13 protein-coding genes are annotated in these 15,758 nt (G+C 69.0%); 9 read left to right on the plus strand and 4 right to left on the minus strand.

Annotation, left to right across the window (positions count from 1 at the left end; all coding sequences use genetic code 11):
* Positions 1-1,606 precede the first annotated feature (1,606 nt).
* A complete protein-coding gene (locus ACFWGJ_RS09725; RefSeq protein WP_387322228.1) occupies positions 1,607-1,783 on the plus strand; it encodes a hypothetical protein in 177 nt (58 codons plus the stop codon).
* 246 nt (positions 1,784-2,029) lie between these two features.
* On the opposite strand, the gene ACFWGJ_RS09730 is transcribed toward ACFWGJ_RS09725, so the two are convergent.
* Both ACFWGJ_RS09730 and ACFWGJ_RS09735 read right to left on the minus strand, forming a co-directional pair.
* Positions 2,030-2,428 carry a hypothetical protein gene (locus ACFWGJ_RS09730; RefSeq protein ID WP_387322229.1) on the minus strand — a complete coding sequence of 133 codons (399 nt, stop codon included), beginning with the start codon at positions 2,426-2,428 and terminating at the stop codon, positions 2,030-2,032.
* The gene (locus ACFWGJ_RS09735; protein ID WP_387322231.1) at positions 2,428-2,700 is read right to left on the minus strand and encodes a hypothetical protein; all 273 of its coding nucleotides are present in this window, start codon (positions 2,698-2,700) and stop codon (positions 2,428-2,430) included. The genes ACFWGJ_RS09730 and ACFWGJ_RS09735 overlap by 1 nt, the downstream gene beginning before the upstream one ends.
* 373 nt (positions 2,701-3,073) lie before the next feature.
* On the opposite strand from ACFWGJ_RS09735, the gene ACFWGJ_RS09740 reads away from it, so the two are divergent.
* From ACFWGJ_RS09740 to ACFWGJ_RS09770, 7 genes are all read left to right on the plus strand, one after another.
* The gene (locus tag ACFWGJ_RS09740) at positions 3,074-3,397 is read left to right on the plus strand and encodes a helix-turn-helix domain-containing protein (protein ID WP_387322233.1); all 324 of its coding nucleotides are present in this window, start codon (positions 3,074-3,076) and stop codon (positions 3,395-3,397) included.
* Entirely contained in the window at positions 3,384-3,902 is a 519-nt protein-coding gene (locus tag ACFWGJ_RS09745; protein WP_387322234.1) for an ImmA/IrrE family metallo-endopeptidase, read from the plus strand. The genes ACFWGJ_RS09740 and ACFWGJ_RS09745 overlap by 14 nt, the downstream gene beginning before the upstream one ends.
* A gap of 435 nt (positions 3,903-4,337) precedes the next feature.
* Positions 4,338-5,642, plus strand: coding sequence for a hypothetical protein (locus ACFWGJ_RS09750; protein ID WP_387322236.1), 1,305 nt, complete (start codon positions 4,338-4,340; stop codon positions 5,640-5,642).
* Complete coding sequence (locus tag ACFWGJ_RS09755) at positions 5,639-8,182, plus strand: ThiF family adenylyltransferase (protein WP_387322238.1); 2,544 nt, start codon at positions 5,639-5,641, stop codon at positions 8,180-8,182. Before ACFWGJ_RS09750 ends, ACFWGJ_RS09755 begins: the two co-directional genes overlap by 4 nt.
* Complete coding sequence (locus tag ACFWGJ_RS09760; RefSeq protein ID WP_387322239.1) at positions 8,179-9,279, plus strand: patatin-like phospholipase family protein; 1,101 nt, start codon at positions 8,179-8,181, stop codon at positions 9,277-9,279. The genes ACFWGJ_RS09755 and ACFWGJ_RS09760 overlap by 4 nt, the downstream gene beginning before the upstream one ends.
* 107 nt (positions 9,280-9,386) lie before the next feature.
* Positions 9,387-10,115 (plus strand): DUF6308 family protein, encoded by a 729-nt coding sequence (locus ACFWGJ_RS09765; protein WP_387322240.1) that lies wholly within the window; start codon positions 9,387-9,389, stop codon positions 10,113-10,115.
* Between the two features lie 427 nt (positions 10,116-10,542).
* The gene (locus ACFWGJ_RS09770; RefSeq protein WP_381833171.1) at positions 10,543-10,869 is read left to right on the plus strand and encodes a DUF6221 family protein; all 327 of its coding nucleotides are present in this window, start codon (positions 10,543-10,545) and stop codon (positions 10,867-10,869) included.
* A gap of 254 nt (positions 10,870-11,123) precedes the next feature.
* On the opposite strand, the gene ACFWGJ_RS09775 is transcribed toward ACFWGJ_RS09770, so the two are convergent.
* Both ACFWGJ_RS09775 and ACFWGJ_RS09780 read right to left on the minus strand, forming a co-directional pair.
* Positions 11,124-12,428, minus strand: a complete 1,305-nt coding sequence (locus ACFWGJ_RS09775) for a PP2C family protein-serine/threonine phosphatase (protein ID WP_387322242.1) — start codon at positions 12,426-12,428, stop codon at positions 11,124-11,126.
* Complete coding sequence (locus tag ACFWGJ_RS09780) at positions 12,428-13,228, minus strand: alpha/beta fold hydrolase (RefSeq protein ID WP_387322244.1); 801 nt, start codon at positions 13,226-13,228, stop codon at positions 12,428-12,430. Before ACFWGJ_RS09780 ends, ACFWGJ_RS09775 begins: the two co-directional genes overlap by 1 nt.
* Before the next feature lie 380 nt (positions 13,229-13,608).
* Between ACFWGJ_RS09780 and ACFWGJ_RS09785 the strand changes: the two genes are divergently transcribed.
* Positions 13,609-14,358: an ANTAR domain-containing protein gene (locus ACFWGJ_RS09785; RefSeq protein ID WP_387322245.1), complete on the plus strand. Its 750-nt coding sequence runs from the start codon at positions 13,609-13,611 to the stop codon at positions 14,356-14,358.
* Positions 14,359-15,758: the final 1,400 nt, after the last annotated feature.

A 15,758-nucleotide genomic window follows, 5' to 3' on the forward strand; every position in this document is an offset into this window, starting at 1 on the left:
ACCGGGGTCGGCGACGACGTCCAGCGCACCCTGCCCCGCATGGCCGCCCGTCTGCACGGCCCCGTCCTTGCCGCGGAGCGGACACTGTCCGAGGGCTTGTTGTCGATCGGATGTACGGGCGAGCCTGGAAGGACGCGAGCGCGCCGGAGCGCAATGCGTCGAGGGTCCACGAGTGGCGGACCAGGAAGCGGGCGGAGATGTCGAAGATCGTTACGAGTTGGCGGGTGCGGTTCACGCTTACTGTTCTCATGCTCCTGGCAGGAGGTGCCGCGGTGCTCGCACCGGTGTCGAATGGCGGTTGACCCGGTGTGCTCTTCCGGTGTGGCCATCGATCGGGTGCCGGGGTAGCTGGCCGCAACGCGCAAGGGTGCCCGACGCCGCGGTCCCGTCGCGCCGGCGCGGTGTTGCGGGTGCGGGAAGCGGGAGAGGTGCTGCACAGCCGGTCGGCCGCCGGGCGCGGCTTTGGTAATGTCGTCCGGCCGCAGACGCGGCAGCGGCTCGATTAGCGCCCACACGTCTTGGTCCACGATTCACGGTCGAGTGCTTACAACGTTCCGAACGACGCTCGACCCCTTCCAGGTCAGCTACCACCTGGCTGCAACGAACTTTGTGACGAAGCCCGTCGCTGGAGCCGCGGGCCCGGGCCCCGACGACGCTCTGAAGGCCATGACGTCCCCCTTCATCGCCGCCGCGCAGAGCATGATCTTGCCCCCTGTCCGGTCGCCGAAGCCGGCGCGGCCCGGGCGACCGGTACCGAGGAACGAGTTGACCGCGCCCTTGCGTCCCGTACGCGGACCGCGTACGCCATGTGGGAGTGGCCCAAGACAGCGCTTCATCCTTCGAACATCCCGGGGCCACGAGTAGGAGGACACCTGATGGACCTCGATGTCACTGCTGAGCAGCACGATCTGCGGTGCGCGCGCTGGGGTGCCTGTTTGAGTACGCCGCCCACCGGGCCCACGCGGGAGGCGCAGTCCCCGATGACATCCTCGATCTTGTTGCCGGAGCGCTGAACGCACGCGGCGGCGACGAAGCGGTCGCCACCGCGGTCGGCGTGAGTCTGCCCATCTTGTGGAGGTAGACACGTTCGATATCCAGGAGGCCCAGCAGGAGTCCGCCACTGGGAAGGACGCCTGGGCACCCCAGTGCCACCAGACACGATCCAGCAGGAGGCTGCCGACCTGCATCGATGTCGTGCCCCAGAAGCCACTGCCGCAACTGCTCAGGCAGTTGTAGGCCCATGCGCAGTTCGGCGTCGCAGATGGCCGCCGCACTCCCTGGCCCGCCGAGAGCAGCGAACACCTCAGGGGCATGATTCTGAAGCCACACGGTCACCCGGCCCCACGCCTGCCGTGCGTCTCCCACCCTCTGATGATCCATAGGCAGACCGTACTCAACACCGCTGACAATGCAGGACCCAACTGCGGCATCGCAGGTCAGTCGCAACGACCAGCAACTCTGGCCACTTTCGATACACGGCCTAGCCTCACATTCGGCTGGCCACGGCAACGACCCGGCGCGACGAGCCTGCCCCGCCGCGCCGCGCGCCGGGCCCCGGCGGCCGACCGGGGCGGGGCCGACTCCTACGCCCCGGCCTCTGCCGGTGATGACCAGAGCCTTCTGCATACAGTCGCAGCCCACCGACGACCAGCAGGACGATCGCATGCCCGCACCCGACCACGACCATGACCACGGCAGCGGCAAAGACGGGGTGCCCGGCGGCAGCATCGGCTTCGAGGTGATGGGTACCGCCGGGCACCGTCAGCCTGGCACGGCGCACTGACATCACCGGAAAGCAGACGGCCGTTGGCCGTGCCGCCGCCGGGCTGAGGTCGCCGCCGGGCTTCCCGCGCGTCCGCTGACATGGTGGGCGTGAGGGACTGCCTCGCCGAACGGCCGAGGCCATGGTCCGGGGCAGCAGATGACAACGCTGCCGAAGCAGCGCCTTCGGCCCGACTCACAGCCGTCGGCCCAATGAAGTGGAGCGCGGCCTGGCTGCCGTCTTTCTCCCGCTGCGGGTGCGGGGCGGTTACTGGCCGGGGTGGACGGCTTGGACGCCGGTGCCTGCATACGCCTTGGGGGTGAGGGTGAGGAGGAAGCGTCCGGTGGGGTGGGTGGGGGAGGGGCGGGCGGCGTGGATGGCGTGGACGGCTGCCCAGGAGTGGCCGAAGCGCAGCAGTTCGGTGGCGGTGACCGCGGCGTTGGTGTCGAAGGCCTCCAGGCGGATGAACCGCAGTCCTTTGATGTAGCCCAGCAGGCCGGGCCGCTCGACGTCGCCAGCGGTCAGCGACAGCACCGGCGCGGACAGGTCGCCGAGTCCGCCGGAGGCCTGCACGTAGAACGCGGCGACCGCCTCGTTGCAGGGGTCTTTCGGGTCGTAGAGGGCGGTGGCGGCGGTGTGGTCCAGCACCACCGAGATGGCCGCCATCAGGCGGCCGTCTGCGCGCCGTGCTGCGCCCCGCCCAGGCGCTCCAGCAGCGCACGGGCCTTCGCCTCGGCCTCCGCACTGGGCACCTGCCCCAGCGCGGAGGCCAGTTCCGAGCGGGCCAGCTCCGCACGCTCGGCATACTCGGCCCTAGTCGGGGTGTCCTGCGCCAGCTCCTCTACCAGACTGCGGATCGTCGTGCCGTGCTCGGCCGCCAGCTGCGCCAGCCGGTCGCGCGCCGCCGCGCTGACCTTGATGCTCGTCTCGTCTGCCATGACCCGACTCTACCGCGCTCCTCTACTGTTAGTAGAGGGCAGTGAGAGGTTGGGGCCATCCATAGGCGAGGGGAGCGAGGGTGGTGGAGACCGCACTGCGGCTGCCGCCCGCCCGAGCGCGCCGCGGACCTTCAGCAGCAAGCCCGGGCGGTGCTCAGCCTCACCCCCGCGGCTGCCGAGGTGGAGAAAGGCACTGCCTGCCGGTGCCGAACAGGTCGTCGGCGGCCGGGAGCCGCTCGTGTCTTGGCTATGTGTATTGGTCCCCGATTGCGCCCGTACTGATGCTGGACCGGAGTCGGGAAGCCGCTGTGGTGGTCTTGGTGAGGTTGGACTAAGTTGGAATGTCAGTTTGGCTGTCATTGCAGGGAGTGTTGTGGACGATGTGGAGCGGGTTTTCAACACCGAGATTGGACGGCGGGTGAGGGCGGCGAGGGTACAGGCGAAGCTGACGCAGGAACTGCTGGCTCGGAAGACGGGGCTGACGCGCGGGTCGATTACGAATATCGAGTCCGGTGCGCAGGCTCCTCCGCCGTACCGCTTGGTGCGCCTGGCCTCGGCGCTGGGGGTGGAGCCAGCCGATCTCCTGCCGGGGCTGAGGGAGCCCGGTCACGCGAACGAGCTGCCGGATTACCTCGCGGACACTGTCGCCTCGCTTGCTTCAGCGGTTGACCGGAGGGCGCGCGATGGCCAGGTCTGACGCGGCAGCGCGGGCGCTGCTGATGGAGTTCGGCATCGACGATGCGCCCATCAATCCTGTGCAGCTTGCCGAAAAATTGGGTGTGCTCGTCGTTCCGCAGGACATGCCTGATGACGTCTCCGGCATGCTGCTACGCCGCGAGGACGAGCAGGTCATCGGCGTGAATCAACAGCATCACAAGAAGCGGCAGCGTTTTACGGTGGCTCACGAAATCGGGCATCTGCGGCTGCACCGAGGCCGCCCGTTGATTCTGGACACCGACACCCGTGTCAACTTCCGTGACACGGTATCGAGCATGGCCACGGACCGCGAGGAGATGGAGGCCAACCGCTTCGCGGCAGCTCTCCTGGCCCCTGAGCCGATGGTGCGCCGTGCAGCGCGTGAAGCCGAGTTTCGCACTGCTAAGCAGTTGGTGCACCTCATGGCCACGCACTTCGACATGAGCGACATGGCCATGAACTACCGGCTGATCAACTTGGGCATCATCGCCGATCCCACGTCGTAGAGCTCTGCCGTCTCGTCGAGAAGCCGCCCACCATCCGGGCGGCTTCTCTTGTGCAAGTGTATGACAGTCAAACTGTCCATTAAAAAATGTTGCGCCTCTGGATCTCGTCGTGCTGGACTTCTTCAGTGAGAGAGGCCACCGGGGTCTCTGAGGAAGGAGATGAGCCATGCCAGGCAAGGCGAGCAAGCCCGCTGGCAAGCGTGGCCGTAGTGCGATCACCGGTCGGTTCGTGAAGCAGGCGACGGTGCGCCGCAGCCCGGCGACGACCGTGAACGAGGCGACCTCCGCGAAAAAGTCCAGGAAGAGGAAGTAGGGCTTGAATGCTGCCTCGTTCGATCGCGGACTGTGTTGTCAGTGGCGCGTGGTACATCTGTTCTGAAGTGAACTTGTCTGCTTTTCCCGCTAGTTGATCAATATCGAGTGAAGAGGTAGGACATGGTGGAGACGGAACTGCCTGGACAGGGGGTGGTGTTCTGGCCGGTAGGCACGGGCGACTCCACCACGATCGTGCTGGGCGAGGACCTGGTCATGCAGGTGGACCTGCGGGACATGAAGGCCGCCGACGAGGACGGCGCGGTGGTCGCCGCCGTCATCGACCGGTTGGAGGAGACTCTGCCGCAGCCCGACGGCAAAACGCCCTACCTGGCGGTTTTCGCCCTGACCCACGCTGATTCGGACCACTGCTGCGGCTTCGGCGATCTGCTGGAGAGTTCCATCCTGATCGGAGAGATCTGGGCGACACCCCGGCTGTGGCGGGAACTGTCCGAGGACAAGCCGATGTGTGAGGACGCACAGCGCTTCCAGGACGAGGTCGAGCGGCGCGTGGACGCCACTCTCAAAGCCGTCGAGGACGGCAAGGAGCCGGACAGTGGAGACCGGGTGCGTATCATCGGCTACGACGAGGATCGCAAGCTGCACTCCTATGCCGACTTGCCCGACGAGTACTTCACGTTCCCCGGCGATGTGATCACCAAGCTCGACGGCACGGACGTTGCGGATCGCTTCGAGGCGTTCGTCCACGCCCCTTTCAAGGACAACTGCGCCGGTGACCGCAACGACACGTCCTTGGCCCTGCAAGTGCAGCTGAAGGCCGACGACGCCACCGTCGGGCGGCTGCTGTTCCTGGGCGATCTTGCCTACCCCATCATCAAGATGATCTTTGAGAACAGCGAGGCAGCGGGTAACGCGGACCGCGTGGAGTGGGACGTGCTGCTCTCCCCGCACCACTGCAGCAAGAAGGCCATGTACGCCAAGGGAGGGGATGGGGAGGAAGAACTCAAGCAGGACCTCCTCGACCAGCTCCAGACGTATGCCAGCCCGGACGCGCGGGTGATCGCCAGCTCGCTGCCCTTCCGAGACAAGGACGAGAAGGGCAACAACCCACCGCACCTGCTGGCCCGCGAAGCGTACGAGTCGATTACCGACTACGAGGTGCTGTGCACGGGGGAGTACCCATCCAAGGAGGAACCCCGCCCGGTCGTCTTTGCCCTGGAACCAGGCCTGGGACTGGAGCTCGTCGACGTCACCGATCTGGAGAACAAGGCCCATGCGCTGCACGCCGCAGGCGGCAGCCGACGACTGCTGGCTGCCCTGGGCACCACCCGCCTTCCGGCCGCCGCCTTCGCTGCCGCAGCCGACGTGCCGCACCCGCGAGGCACGGACGCCGCCCGCGGCGGTGTGCAGCAGGCCAGGGGCGACAAGGCCGAGCCGGCGGTACAGATCGGATTCGGTGCCGCGTGAAGGACAGCACCACCCTGGAACTCAGTGAAGGCCAGCAGCTCGCCCTCGACCAGCTCCACCGCATCGTCCAGGCCTCCCACGGAGCGGTGGCTGCCACGCACGTGGCCGCTGTCGCCGACCGGCCCGGGTACGTTGAGGCCCGCATCAGCGTGGGCTGCGCCAACCTGCCGCGCACCGAGGGCGGCCTGCGGCTGCGCAGCGTGGAAGCGGTCACCCTGCTGGTCCCCCCGGACTTTCCCTTCCGGGCTCCCAGCGTGCGCACTCGCCACACCCGGTTCGCCGGCGCCCCGCACGTCAACTGGGGCCGCCACCTGTGCCTGTACCGCTCGACGGCGACCGAGTGGGATCCGGCCGACGGCATGTACGGGTTCATCACCCGCCTCCTGGACTGGTTCGAGGCGGCCGCCGCGGGAGAACTGGACCGGCCCGGCGACCCCCTGCACCCCCCGAACGCCCTGACCGACCACAGGGCGAGGCTCCTCGTGATCCGCCGCGATGCGCCCGTCGCCCGGCCGGACGGGCCATGGCTGGGCGCCGCCGTACTGCACCAGGTCAACGAGACGCGATGCGACGTGGTGGGCTGGCTCGCCGTCGAGGACTCCTGGCCCGGAAGCCCGGAGCAGCTGCGGGAGAGCGCCGCTCTCCCGGCCGGTGCCCGCGCGTTTCTCGCCCCCGTCGTCGTCACCACGATGCACCTGACGTTCGAATACCCGCTCACCGCACGGGAACTGGTCGAGGCCCTGGCCCGCGACCACATCACGCCACGCCTGCTGCTGGGGCTGACGGGATTCGTCGCGGACCACAACCGCACCCTGCTCCACCCCGACGGGGACGCGCCGGACGAGGACGACGAGGACCCCACGGCCGCACCGGTGCACCTGCTGCTGGGCACCCCCTCGCGGGGCATCGCCGGCGACGGGCCGCGCCAGACCCACCTGGTGGCCTGGCACCTGCCCGACTTCGCCGACCAGGTCGGGCGCCTGGCCACCCGCACCGCCTTCAGCGGCCGCCCGCACCTGGCCGAACTCGGCGACGAGGTAATCCAGTTCGGCACCGAATGGCTCGACCGTCTGCCCACCCGGTGGATGCGCATCTACGAGGCCCGCCCCGAAGTCACCGTCCGTCGCGACCACACCACCCCCGCCGCCTGGCTGCGCGGCAAACGCATCCTTGTCCTGGGCGCGGGCGCCCTGGGCGCCCCCGTCGCCGACATGTGCGCACGCGCCGGCGCCGCGCACCTCACCGTTGCCGACCAAGCGCTCGTCCACCCGGGCATCCTGGCCCGCCAGCCCTACGCGGACGCCGACATCGGCCTACCCAAGGCGAGTGTCCTGGCCGACCGTCTTAACCGGATCGACCCTCACCACACCAGGGTCGAAGCACTCGTCGGCGATATCACCACCCGGCTGTCCGGACTCGACCTGCACGCCTTCGACGTGATCTGGGACTGCACCGCCAACCGCATCGTCCGGGCCAGCCTCGAACGCGCCCGCCACACCGATACCGTCCCGTGGCCCCACCTGGTTACGCTGATGATCGGTCACCATGCCACCCGCGGCCTCGCCGCCCTCTCGCCCCGCGATGCCACCGGCGGTGGTGCCGACGTCCTGCGCCGCACCGCCCTGGCCGCCCACACCGACGCCACGCACGCCTTCGACGACCTGATCGAGGACTTCTTCCCCACCCAGCCCCCAACCGAGCTCTTCCAGCCCGAACCCGGCTGCTCGGACGCCACCTTCACCGGATCGGCCGCCGACGTCACCGCGCTGGCCGGACAACTGGTGACCGGCATCCTCCACGCCCTGGCCGACCCCGCAGACCGGCACACCATGGCCACGCTCATCATCCGCATGCCCGCCGGCCCCACCGCCGCCCAGCCTGCCGGGCCGCGCTGGCTTACCTGGCCCGACGACACCCTCGTCACGGACGAGGCCACCGGCTACGACGTACGCATCACCCCCGCCGCGCTCGCCGAGATGCGCGCGGAAGCCCGCCGCGGCGCCCGCGTCCGCGGCCCGCGCGTGGAAACCGGCGGCACCCTGCTCGGCGCCGTCGACGACGCCACCGGCGTGATCTTCGTCGACGAGGCCACCGGCCCGCCCCCCGACTCCCTGCTGACGGAGGCATACTTCCGGCACGGCCTGGACGGCGTCAGCCATCACCTCGCCGCCCGCCGGGAGGCGACCGGCAACATCAGCCGCTTCCTGGGCATGTGGCACACCCACCCGCACACCGCCGCGCAGCCCAGCACCACCGACCGCGCCGCCATGACCAGCCTCACCCTGCCGCTTAACGACGCTCCCGCCCGCGCCCTCGTCCTCATCGCCGGAGGACCGGACCTCGTCTGGCACAAATGGCTCGCCACCGGTGACGGTCCCGACCTCTACGCCCACCTCGCCGCCCGCACCACCGCCGCCGCGACCGGGCTGTCCGTGCCAGAAGCACCCGCCCGCCTCGGCCCCGTGACGTGGTGGCCCGGCGGCTACGCCACCCGCCCCCACGGCCCCGTTCCCTTCCCACGCAAGGGCTCCCGCTCATGACCCGTACCCTCGGCCTCGCCCTGTCCGGCGGCGGCTCCCGTGCGGCCGCCTTCCACCTCGGCTGTCTGCGTGCCCTGCACGACCGCGATCTCCTCGACCGCATCCGCGTCGTCTCCGGCATCTCCGGCGGCTCCCTCCTCGCCGCCCTGTGGGCCTACGGCCCGAAAGAGTTCACCGACTTCGACGCCAGCACCACCGACCTGCTGCGCTCTGGCCTGCAATTGGACATCGCACGCCAGGCATTCAAGCCCTTCGCGGCCGCTCGTAACCTCACCGCGGCCGCCCGCGCAGGCACCCGTCAGCTGTTCACCCGCACCACCCAGGTCACCGTCGCCCGCCCCGCCAACCGCACCGACGCCCTGGCTGCCGTCCTCGCCCACAAGGCGTTCGGCACCACCACCTTGGCCGACGTCACCCACACCGGTCTCGACGTCGTTCTGACCGCCACCGACCTGGCCACCACCAACGCGGTTCGCTTCGGCAGTAGCCGCAGCGGCTGCTCCCGCTACGGCACCATCATCGAGCCCGTCCACGTCGCCACCGCCGTAGCCGCCTCCGCCGCCTACCCCGCGCTCCTGCCAGCCATGGAACGCACCTTCACCTTCCAGCACCGTGACGGACACCACCAGCAGCACACCGTGCTGCTCACCGACGGCGGCGTCTACGACAACCTCGGTCTGTCCGTCCTCGAACCGGAACGCTCACCGCACCACACCCAGCACGTCTACGACGTACCTTTCATCATCTCCTGCGACGCCGGCCTGGGGGAACTCGTACTGAAGACCCCGCACTTCATGTTCGGGCGCCTCAGCCGCTCCTTCGCCACCGTCCACCGCAAGGCCCAGGACTCCGCCCGCGCCCGCCTGCACGAGTGGGCCGCGAGCGGACGTATCGACGGTTTCGCCCTTGCCTATCTCGGAATGAAGGACGACCGCCTGCCCGCGCCGCCAGCCGACCTCGTTCCGCGCAGCGCGGTCGCCTCCTACCCGACCAACTTCGCCGCCATGGCCCGCAGCGACTTCGAAGCCATCACCACCCGCGGCGAACAGCTCATGCGCACCGTCCTGCCGATGTACCTGCGCCCCACGCACGGTTAAGGCAGCGAAGCTGCGCACCCTCCACTCTTCGCTGGCCGTGTCCCGCCGACGGCTTCATGCCTTGGGCACGAGCGGGCTGCAACCCGGGTGTGCCGCTCAGACCTGGTTTGCTGACGATCTCGATGAAGGATGGAGATCTCATGGCCTCTGCTACCGCAGCGCCCGGTGTTTCTGGTGAGGCGTTGTCCCCGTTGGGGCAGCGGTTGCGCGCACTGCTGAGTGCAGAGCAGGTTCTGGGTGATCTGCGGCGCTACTTCGGCATGGGCATGCCACCTGGTGATGCGCCGTTCACTGGGAGCCGGTTCGAGCATCTGGCGGGTGGAGGAGACCGTCCGGAGGTCGCTGACCGGATTACGGCGGAGGATCTGGTCGCGGTGCAGACCCTGTCGGTCACCGTTCCGGCGCCTGTTGCGCTGGACATCATCGAGGGCCACCTCGGCGTGCGGTTGTCCTGTCTGCTTCACGCCATTCCCAGGGACATCGACATGGCTGATGCCGACGCGGTCGTCGTGGCTGACGGCTCGCCTGCGGATCAGGCATGGAGACTGCTCTGCGAGCAGCGTGGGGTCAACTGGGTCATCGCCGGGAAGGTCCTGGCCCGCAAGCGTCCCCGACTACTCCCGGTCTACGACCGAATCGTCCGCTGTGCCGTCGGCCGGCCGCCGTCCTTCTGGCTCGCTCTCCATGCCGCGCTGCGCGAGGACCATGCCGCGTTGCATCACCAGCTGCTGGAACTGCGGAAGGTCGCGGGACTACACGAGACGATGAGTGCGTTGCGGGTGTGCGATGTGGCGGTATGGATGAACCACCGGGCCGTCGGCCATGCCTGCCCCTGAGGATGCCTGACGTCAACGTGCCCCGAGGGGGCGTTCTGGCGTGTGAGGGTGACGGACTTTACCAACCTTCGCTCGGGTGTGTGACGTTCGCGTGGAGTGGTCTGCGGGTGTGGGGGAGAGACGTGGACTGTGGGCCATGTCGATGACCGGCCGCCTCTCCATCGCCGTGCGCAGCTGCGCGGCCTCCTCGTGCAGTGCTTCGAGCGGCCGGGCAGAACACGGGCCGGACGTGTGGGGCGGGCAGGAGCGGGACGTCGTGTCAGGTGACGCGAGATCCGCAGGCTGTGGTGCGGTATCGCCACGCCGGGGTCCGGGGCGTGAGGACGGGTTCACACATCGTACGTACCCGGGCCTTGACCGGTCATCCCTGCGGCCGTGTGGTGGGAGCATCCGAACAAGTTCCCTGCGTTGAAGGGGAGTTGAACGCATGCCTGTCGTCGCCAGTTTGATGTCGTTCCTTCAGGACCGGTGGGACGAAGAAGAGCGTGATGCCGCGCTCTTTCACGTATTCGACTGCCCCGACCCGCCGCGGGCCGGGCATGTCAGCTGCTGCTGGTGTCCCTGCCCTGCCCGGCTTCTTGACCGGCTCGCCGTCCACCGGCGGATCGTGCGGGACTGCGAACAGCGCATCAGACGCGAGCAGCGACAGGGTGCGCACGGGTCGGTGGACGCAGGCCGCGCCTTTCTGATCATGAAAGCCTTCGCCCTGCCCTACGAACTGCACCCCGGATGGCAGGACACCTGGCATCCCTGACAGCACCGGTGAGCGAGACACGCATTCACGGTGCTCCGAACCGCTCACCCCTGCCCTGATCCTTCGGTCCTCAGCAGCGCTGTCCATGGGCAGAGCGCAGGTGTCGCTGGAGTCGCACAGGTCCAGGGCCCTCCAGTTGCAGGACCAGCAGGTGCCCCGCGGCAAGGGTGAGGCTGTGCACGGCCTCGCGCACTGCGGGCGCCGTCTCGTAGTCGAGATCACCGGTGATTGTGGGTACGGGGCCGGTAGCGGCGTCACGGGTGTTGACCGCCGGTGCGCTCACGCGGTTCGTCGCCCGGAGCCGTGGGCATCGCGGGCACGCCGAGGGCGAGCAGCGCGGTGTCGTCGTCGAGTCCGTTGTCGAAGGAGGCGAGCAGCCCTTTCAGCGCGGTGATCAGGGCCTGCGGGCCGGCCGGCGGCTGGGCTGTGATGAAGGCGCGCAGGGCGTCCTCGCCGTACAGCTCGCGGTCTGGTCCTGTGCGGGCTTCGGTGAGGCCGTCGGTGTACAGGAGCAGCGTGTCGCCGGGCCGCAGGCGGGTGTGGGCGGTGGTGAACGGGGCGTGGGGCAGGGCGCCGATGAGGAGTCCGCCCGGGGTGCGGAGGCAGTCGGTGCTGCCGTGGGCGCGCTGGATGAGCGCGGCGGGGTGTCCGCCGGCCGCCAGGTGCACGCCGACGTGGCTGCCGGCGGGTTCCAGGACGCCGAATATGGCGGTGCAGTAGCGGCCCTCGCCGCTTTGGTATCGCTCGTGCAGCACCGTGTTCAGCGTGGTGAGCACGGTGACCGGGTCGGGGTCGTGCAGGGCGGCGGCCCGCAGGGTGTACCGGGTGAGCGAGGTGACCGCGGCGGCCTGGGGGCCCTTGCCGCACACGTCACCGAGGAAGAACGCCCACCGGCCGGCCGCCAGGGGGAACAGGTCGTAGAAGTCTCCGCCCAGCAGATCGGGGGAGGCCGTGTGGTAGTAGGAGCCTGCTTCCAGGCCCGGCACGGCGGGCAGTTCGGCGGGCAGCAGACTCTGCTGCAGGACGGCGAGGGCCTCCTGGAGCCGTACGCGGTCGGCGTCGGACTGACGCCGCGCCTCCTCCGCCGCTTTGCGGCCGCGCAGCAGCTCCCTCTCGTAGGCGCGGCGGTCGCGGGCGTCGAAGACGGTGGTGCGGATCAGCAGGGGCTCGCCGTCCTTGCCGGTCTTGACCTTCGAGGTGACCAGCACCGGCATCCGCCCGCCTGCGGCTTTGATGTCCAGGGCGATGCCGCTGATCTCGCCCTTCATCTGCAGCAGCGGCGCGAAGTGCGTCTCGTGGTAGATCTTGCCGCCCACCGTGAGCAGATCGGCGAACCGCATCCGCCCCACCACCCGGGAGCGGTCCAGGCCCAGCCAGTCCAGCAGGGTGGTGTTGACCTTCACGATGATGCCGTCCATCAGCGTCGACACGTACCCGCACGGAGCCTGCTCGTACAGTTCCTCGGCACTGTCCTCCAGCAGGGACGTGACCACCGTGTCTGCGCCGTCTGGGTTGTGTGTCTGACCCGGCTCGGGAGCCGGGTCGGCACGGCACATCATCAAAGAGCCCCGACAAAGTCGCTGATCGCCCCGGCGGTGGCCTGCGGCGCGCTCAGCTGCGGACAGTGCCCCGTCGCCTCCAGCGTCACCAGCCGGCTGCCCGGGATGGCATCGCGGACGTAGGCGCCGACCTCCCGCGGCGCGATCACGTCCTGCCTGCACTCCAGGACCAGTGTCGGCACCGCGACCGTGGCCAGATCCTTACGGCTGTCGGACAAGAACGTCGTGCGGGCGAAGACGCGGGCCATGTCCGGGTCGGTCGCGCAGAACGAGGCCGTCAGCTCCTCGCCGAGCTCCGGCCGGTCCGCGTTGCCCATGATGACCGGGGCCATCGCCGCCGACCAGCCCAGATAGTTCGACTCCAGCGACTCCAGCAACTCGTCGATGTCCTCGGCACTGAACCCGCCCCGGTAGCCGTCATCGTCGATGTAGCGGGGCGAGGGCGTGACCATCACCAGCCGGGACAGACGCTGCGGGGCCCTCGCCGCCACGAGCACTCCCACCATCGCGCTGACCGAGTGCCCCACGAACGTCACCTGGCGCAGGTCGAGTTCCGCGCAGACCTCCAGCGCATCCTGCGCGTAGCCCTCCAGCGATCTGTAACGCCGCTCGTCCCAGGCCGACGGGTCTGCCCGGCCCGAGCCTACGTAGTCGAAGAGCACCACCCGGCAGCTCTCGGCAAGGACCGGAACCACCAGGCGCCACATGTTCTGATCGCAGCCGAACCCGTGTGCCAGCAGGAGCACCGGCCCGTCCGCACAGCCGGTGACGGTGACGCAGTTCCTGCGACGGATGTCCATAACTCGCCAGTTTTCCACCACCACCCCACCCAAGGCAGAGGCTTGACGCCCCGACACCCTACGGGGCTACGACCACGCCACGCGGCGAGATGCCGTCCGCCCCGCTGCCGGTGCTCGTCCGGTGTGCTTGGCACGGCAGGCGGGAAGCCGGCTGATCGCTGATGGGGAGGGCGGGAACGTTCTGAAGCATGGGAACAGCTGGCAGCAACACGCAGGAATGGGGCGGACCGGGTGCCGGTGTCTACCCTTCGGGCGTGTCTTTGTCGGATACCGCTCGCGCCGTCATCTGCCGGGCGGACTGCGGGGAAGCCGTGATGGTACCGGCCGGTGGGGCCGGTGCCATCAGCCGCGCTGGGGCGCGGCGGACAAGGAGGCTGCCTATGAGCCGGGAACAGCACATCGCCCGCACGTTCGTTGACCTGGCCGACACGCTCGTTCAGGACTTCGACGACGCAGAATTCCTGCAGCAGATGACGGTGCGCTGCACCGAACTCCTCGACGTTGTGGGCGCCGCGGTCTTCCTGGAGCCCTCCGGCTCCGGCCCGCACGCCGCCGCCCCGCATGATGGTGGCCCCCGTCTCCTGGAGGTACTGCGCGGTGCCTACGGACGGGGCCCGGTCGAGGGCGCCTGCAGCACCGGCCGGACGGTCACCACCGAGGGCTCGGACGAAGCGGCCGCCCGCTGGCCGCAGTTCATGCGGCAGCTGCACGCCGCCGACTGCACCGGTGCGACGGCGGTGCCTCTGCGGCTGCGCGACGACACCGTCGGCAGCCTGCTCCTGCTGCACACCGCCGGCCGGCCGCTGCACGACGGTGACCTCGACCTGGCACAGGCTCTGGCCCGTGCGGCCACCATCGGCCTGCTCCACGCCCGCACCCACCATCAATCGCGCACCGTCACCGAACAGCTCCGCGGGGCCCTGGACAGCCGCGTCGTCGTCGAGCAGGCCAAGGGTCTTCTCTCCGCCCGCCACGGCATCAGCCTGGACGACGCCTTCGCCCTGCTGCGTCACTACGCCCGTTCCCGCCAGCTGCGGCTGAGCAACGTCGCCCGGGACGTCATCGAGCACCAACCCGTTCCCGGCCCCGTACCCTCCCGGCGTCACACGCGCGCACCGGACACCCCGTAGCGGCCGCCGCCGGCAGGCGGGGGAGGCTCTCGTTTTTGTCCCCGGGGGACCCAAGTCTGCGCGGGTCGCCAGACGGGTCCTGACAGCCCGTCGCGCAGCAGATCGAACAGTGCGGCCGGCAGAACGGGAACCTGGTTGGGGAAGACCGGACGAGGCTGTCCTGGGCGCGAGCTACAGGAAGTCGATGTGACTGACGATGCCGCCGATCACCAGCGTGCGTTCCGTGCTCCTGGGGCAGTTTGTAGCTCGTCCGAGTGATCCGGGGCAAGCACGTCCCGGCCGCGCTGACGGACAGCACAGTGACGGGACCGCTGATCGAGGTCTGCTACTGCACTCAGTTCGACGACTGCCGCGCCCGACGGCCTCTCAGAACAGTTCCCTTCTCCTCCTTCGGCGTGGGAGGTGTCCGCAGCGCTGACGCCGCCGCGGCCGTGAGGAGGAAGCGTGCCGCTTGCGCTTTCGAAACGAGCGCATCCCACTCGGCCCACTCCACTGTCGACGTCTCCCTCCGCCCCTGCCCCACCATTTCGCTCTGCATAGCCAGGAACGCTGTCCGCAGCTCGGACACCGCCCCGTCAACGCCCGGTGGGCCTAGAAGCTCGGTACGGTCTACCGTGGGCAGCAGCCTCGCCCACACCTCGTCGCACTTCTCCTGCGCAATCAGCCATAACTCCTTTCCACCGCCGTCCCGCGACTGCTCCTCCAACACCCGGTCCGCCCTGTCGGGCCACTCGAATGGTAGGCACGCAGGTCCTTGATGGCCGCGTCCCAAGCGTTGTACAGCTGGAGGTACGCCTGCTGGCGTTGGTCGCGCAGCCATTGGCGGTGTTCGACGTGGGCCTCGCCGGCGGTCTGGCGGTGTCCGACGAAGAGGCCAACGAAGGCGCCTGCGATACCGAAGACGCCTGCTGCGACGGCGGCTATGACAGCTGCCCATGCATCGCTCATACCGGACATCGTGCATCGCCAACACCTACGACGTCTCCGGGCCATCGAAAAACGCATCGGGTGCTGCACGCTCGTCGATGACGTCTTGACGGGCCCAGGTCGCCCAGATAGCTCGGGTCGGGCAGATTCGGTGGAAAACGGGGGCGGTTCCGAGCCCGTACGGCTTCCGTAGATGCGCTGAGGGCCCCGCTGTTCAGCCCCGCTGTTCAAATGGCGGGACCCTGCTGTCCTCTGCTGTGAGCCCGCAGACTTCAGCTAGCCGGTCCTCTTCCAGGCCTTGCAACCGGTGGTGATGAACGCCTTGTCTGCGGATGTAAGGCTGTACCAGTGCCTGGGAGCGGTGCAACAGACTTGCCACGGAAAGAACGGGCTGCTGACCTTTCTCTCCAGTCCGGCCAGCCAGGCACCAGCATCCCTGCCAGCTACCTGACCCGCACGGCCCGGCCCCTACG

Origin of the sequence: Streptomyces sp. NPDC060205, assembly GCF_042728395.1 — a bacterium.
Lineage (GTDB): Bacteria > Actinomycetota > Actinomycetes > Streptomycetales > Streptomycetaceae > Streptomyces.

What these genes read in the sequence shown, in the direction of transcription:
- ACFWGJ_RS09760 (WP_387322239.1), top strand. Translation starts at nt 8,179, where the DNA reads ATGACCCGTACCCTCGGCCTCGCCCTGTCCGGCGGCGGCTCCCGTGCG.
- ACFWGJ_RS09780 (WP_387322244.1), bottom strand. Translation starts at nt 13,228, where the DNA reads ATGGACATCCGTCGCAGGAACTGCGTCACCGTCACCGGCTGTGCGGAC.
- ACFWGJ_RS09785 (WP_387322245.1), top strand. Translation starts at nt 13,609, where the DNA reads ATGAGCCGGGAACAGCACATCGCCCGCACGTTCGTTGACCTGGCCGAC.
- ACFWGJ_RS09775 (WP_387322242.1), bottom strand. Translation starts at nt 12,428, where the DNA reads ATGATGTGCCGTGCCGACCCGGCTCCCGAGCCGGGTCAGACACACAAC.
- ACFWGJ_RS09725 (WP_387322228.1), top strand. Translation starts at nt 1,607, where the DNA reads ATGACCAGAGCCTTCTGCATACAGTCGCAGCCCACCGACGACCAGCAG.
- ACFWGJ_RS09770 (WP_381833171.1), top strand. Translation starts at nt 10,543, where the DNA reads ATGCCTGTCGTCGCCAGTTTGATGTCGTTCCTTCAGGACCGGTGGGAC.
- ACFWGJ_RS09730 (WP_387322229.1), bottom strand. Translation starts at nt 2,428, where the DNA reads ATGGCGGCCATCTCGGTGGTGCTGGACCACACCGCCGCCACCGCCCTC.
- ACFWGJ_RS09750 (WP_387322236.1), top strand. Translation starts at nt 4,338, where the DNA reads ATGGTGGAGACGGAACTGCCTGGACAGGGGGTGGTGTTCTGGCCGGTA.
- ACFWGJ_RS09735 (WP_387322231.1), bottom strand. Translation starts at nt 2,700, where the DNA reads ATGGCAGACGAGACGAGCATCAAGGTCAGCGCGGCGGCGCGCGACCGG.
- ACFWGJ_RS09745 (WP_387322234.1), top strand. Translation starts at nt 3,384, where the DNA reads ATGGCCAGGTCTGACGCGGCAGCGCGGGCGCTGCTGATGGAGTTCGGC.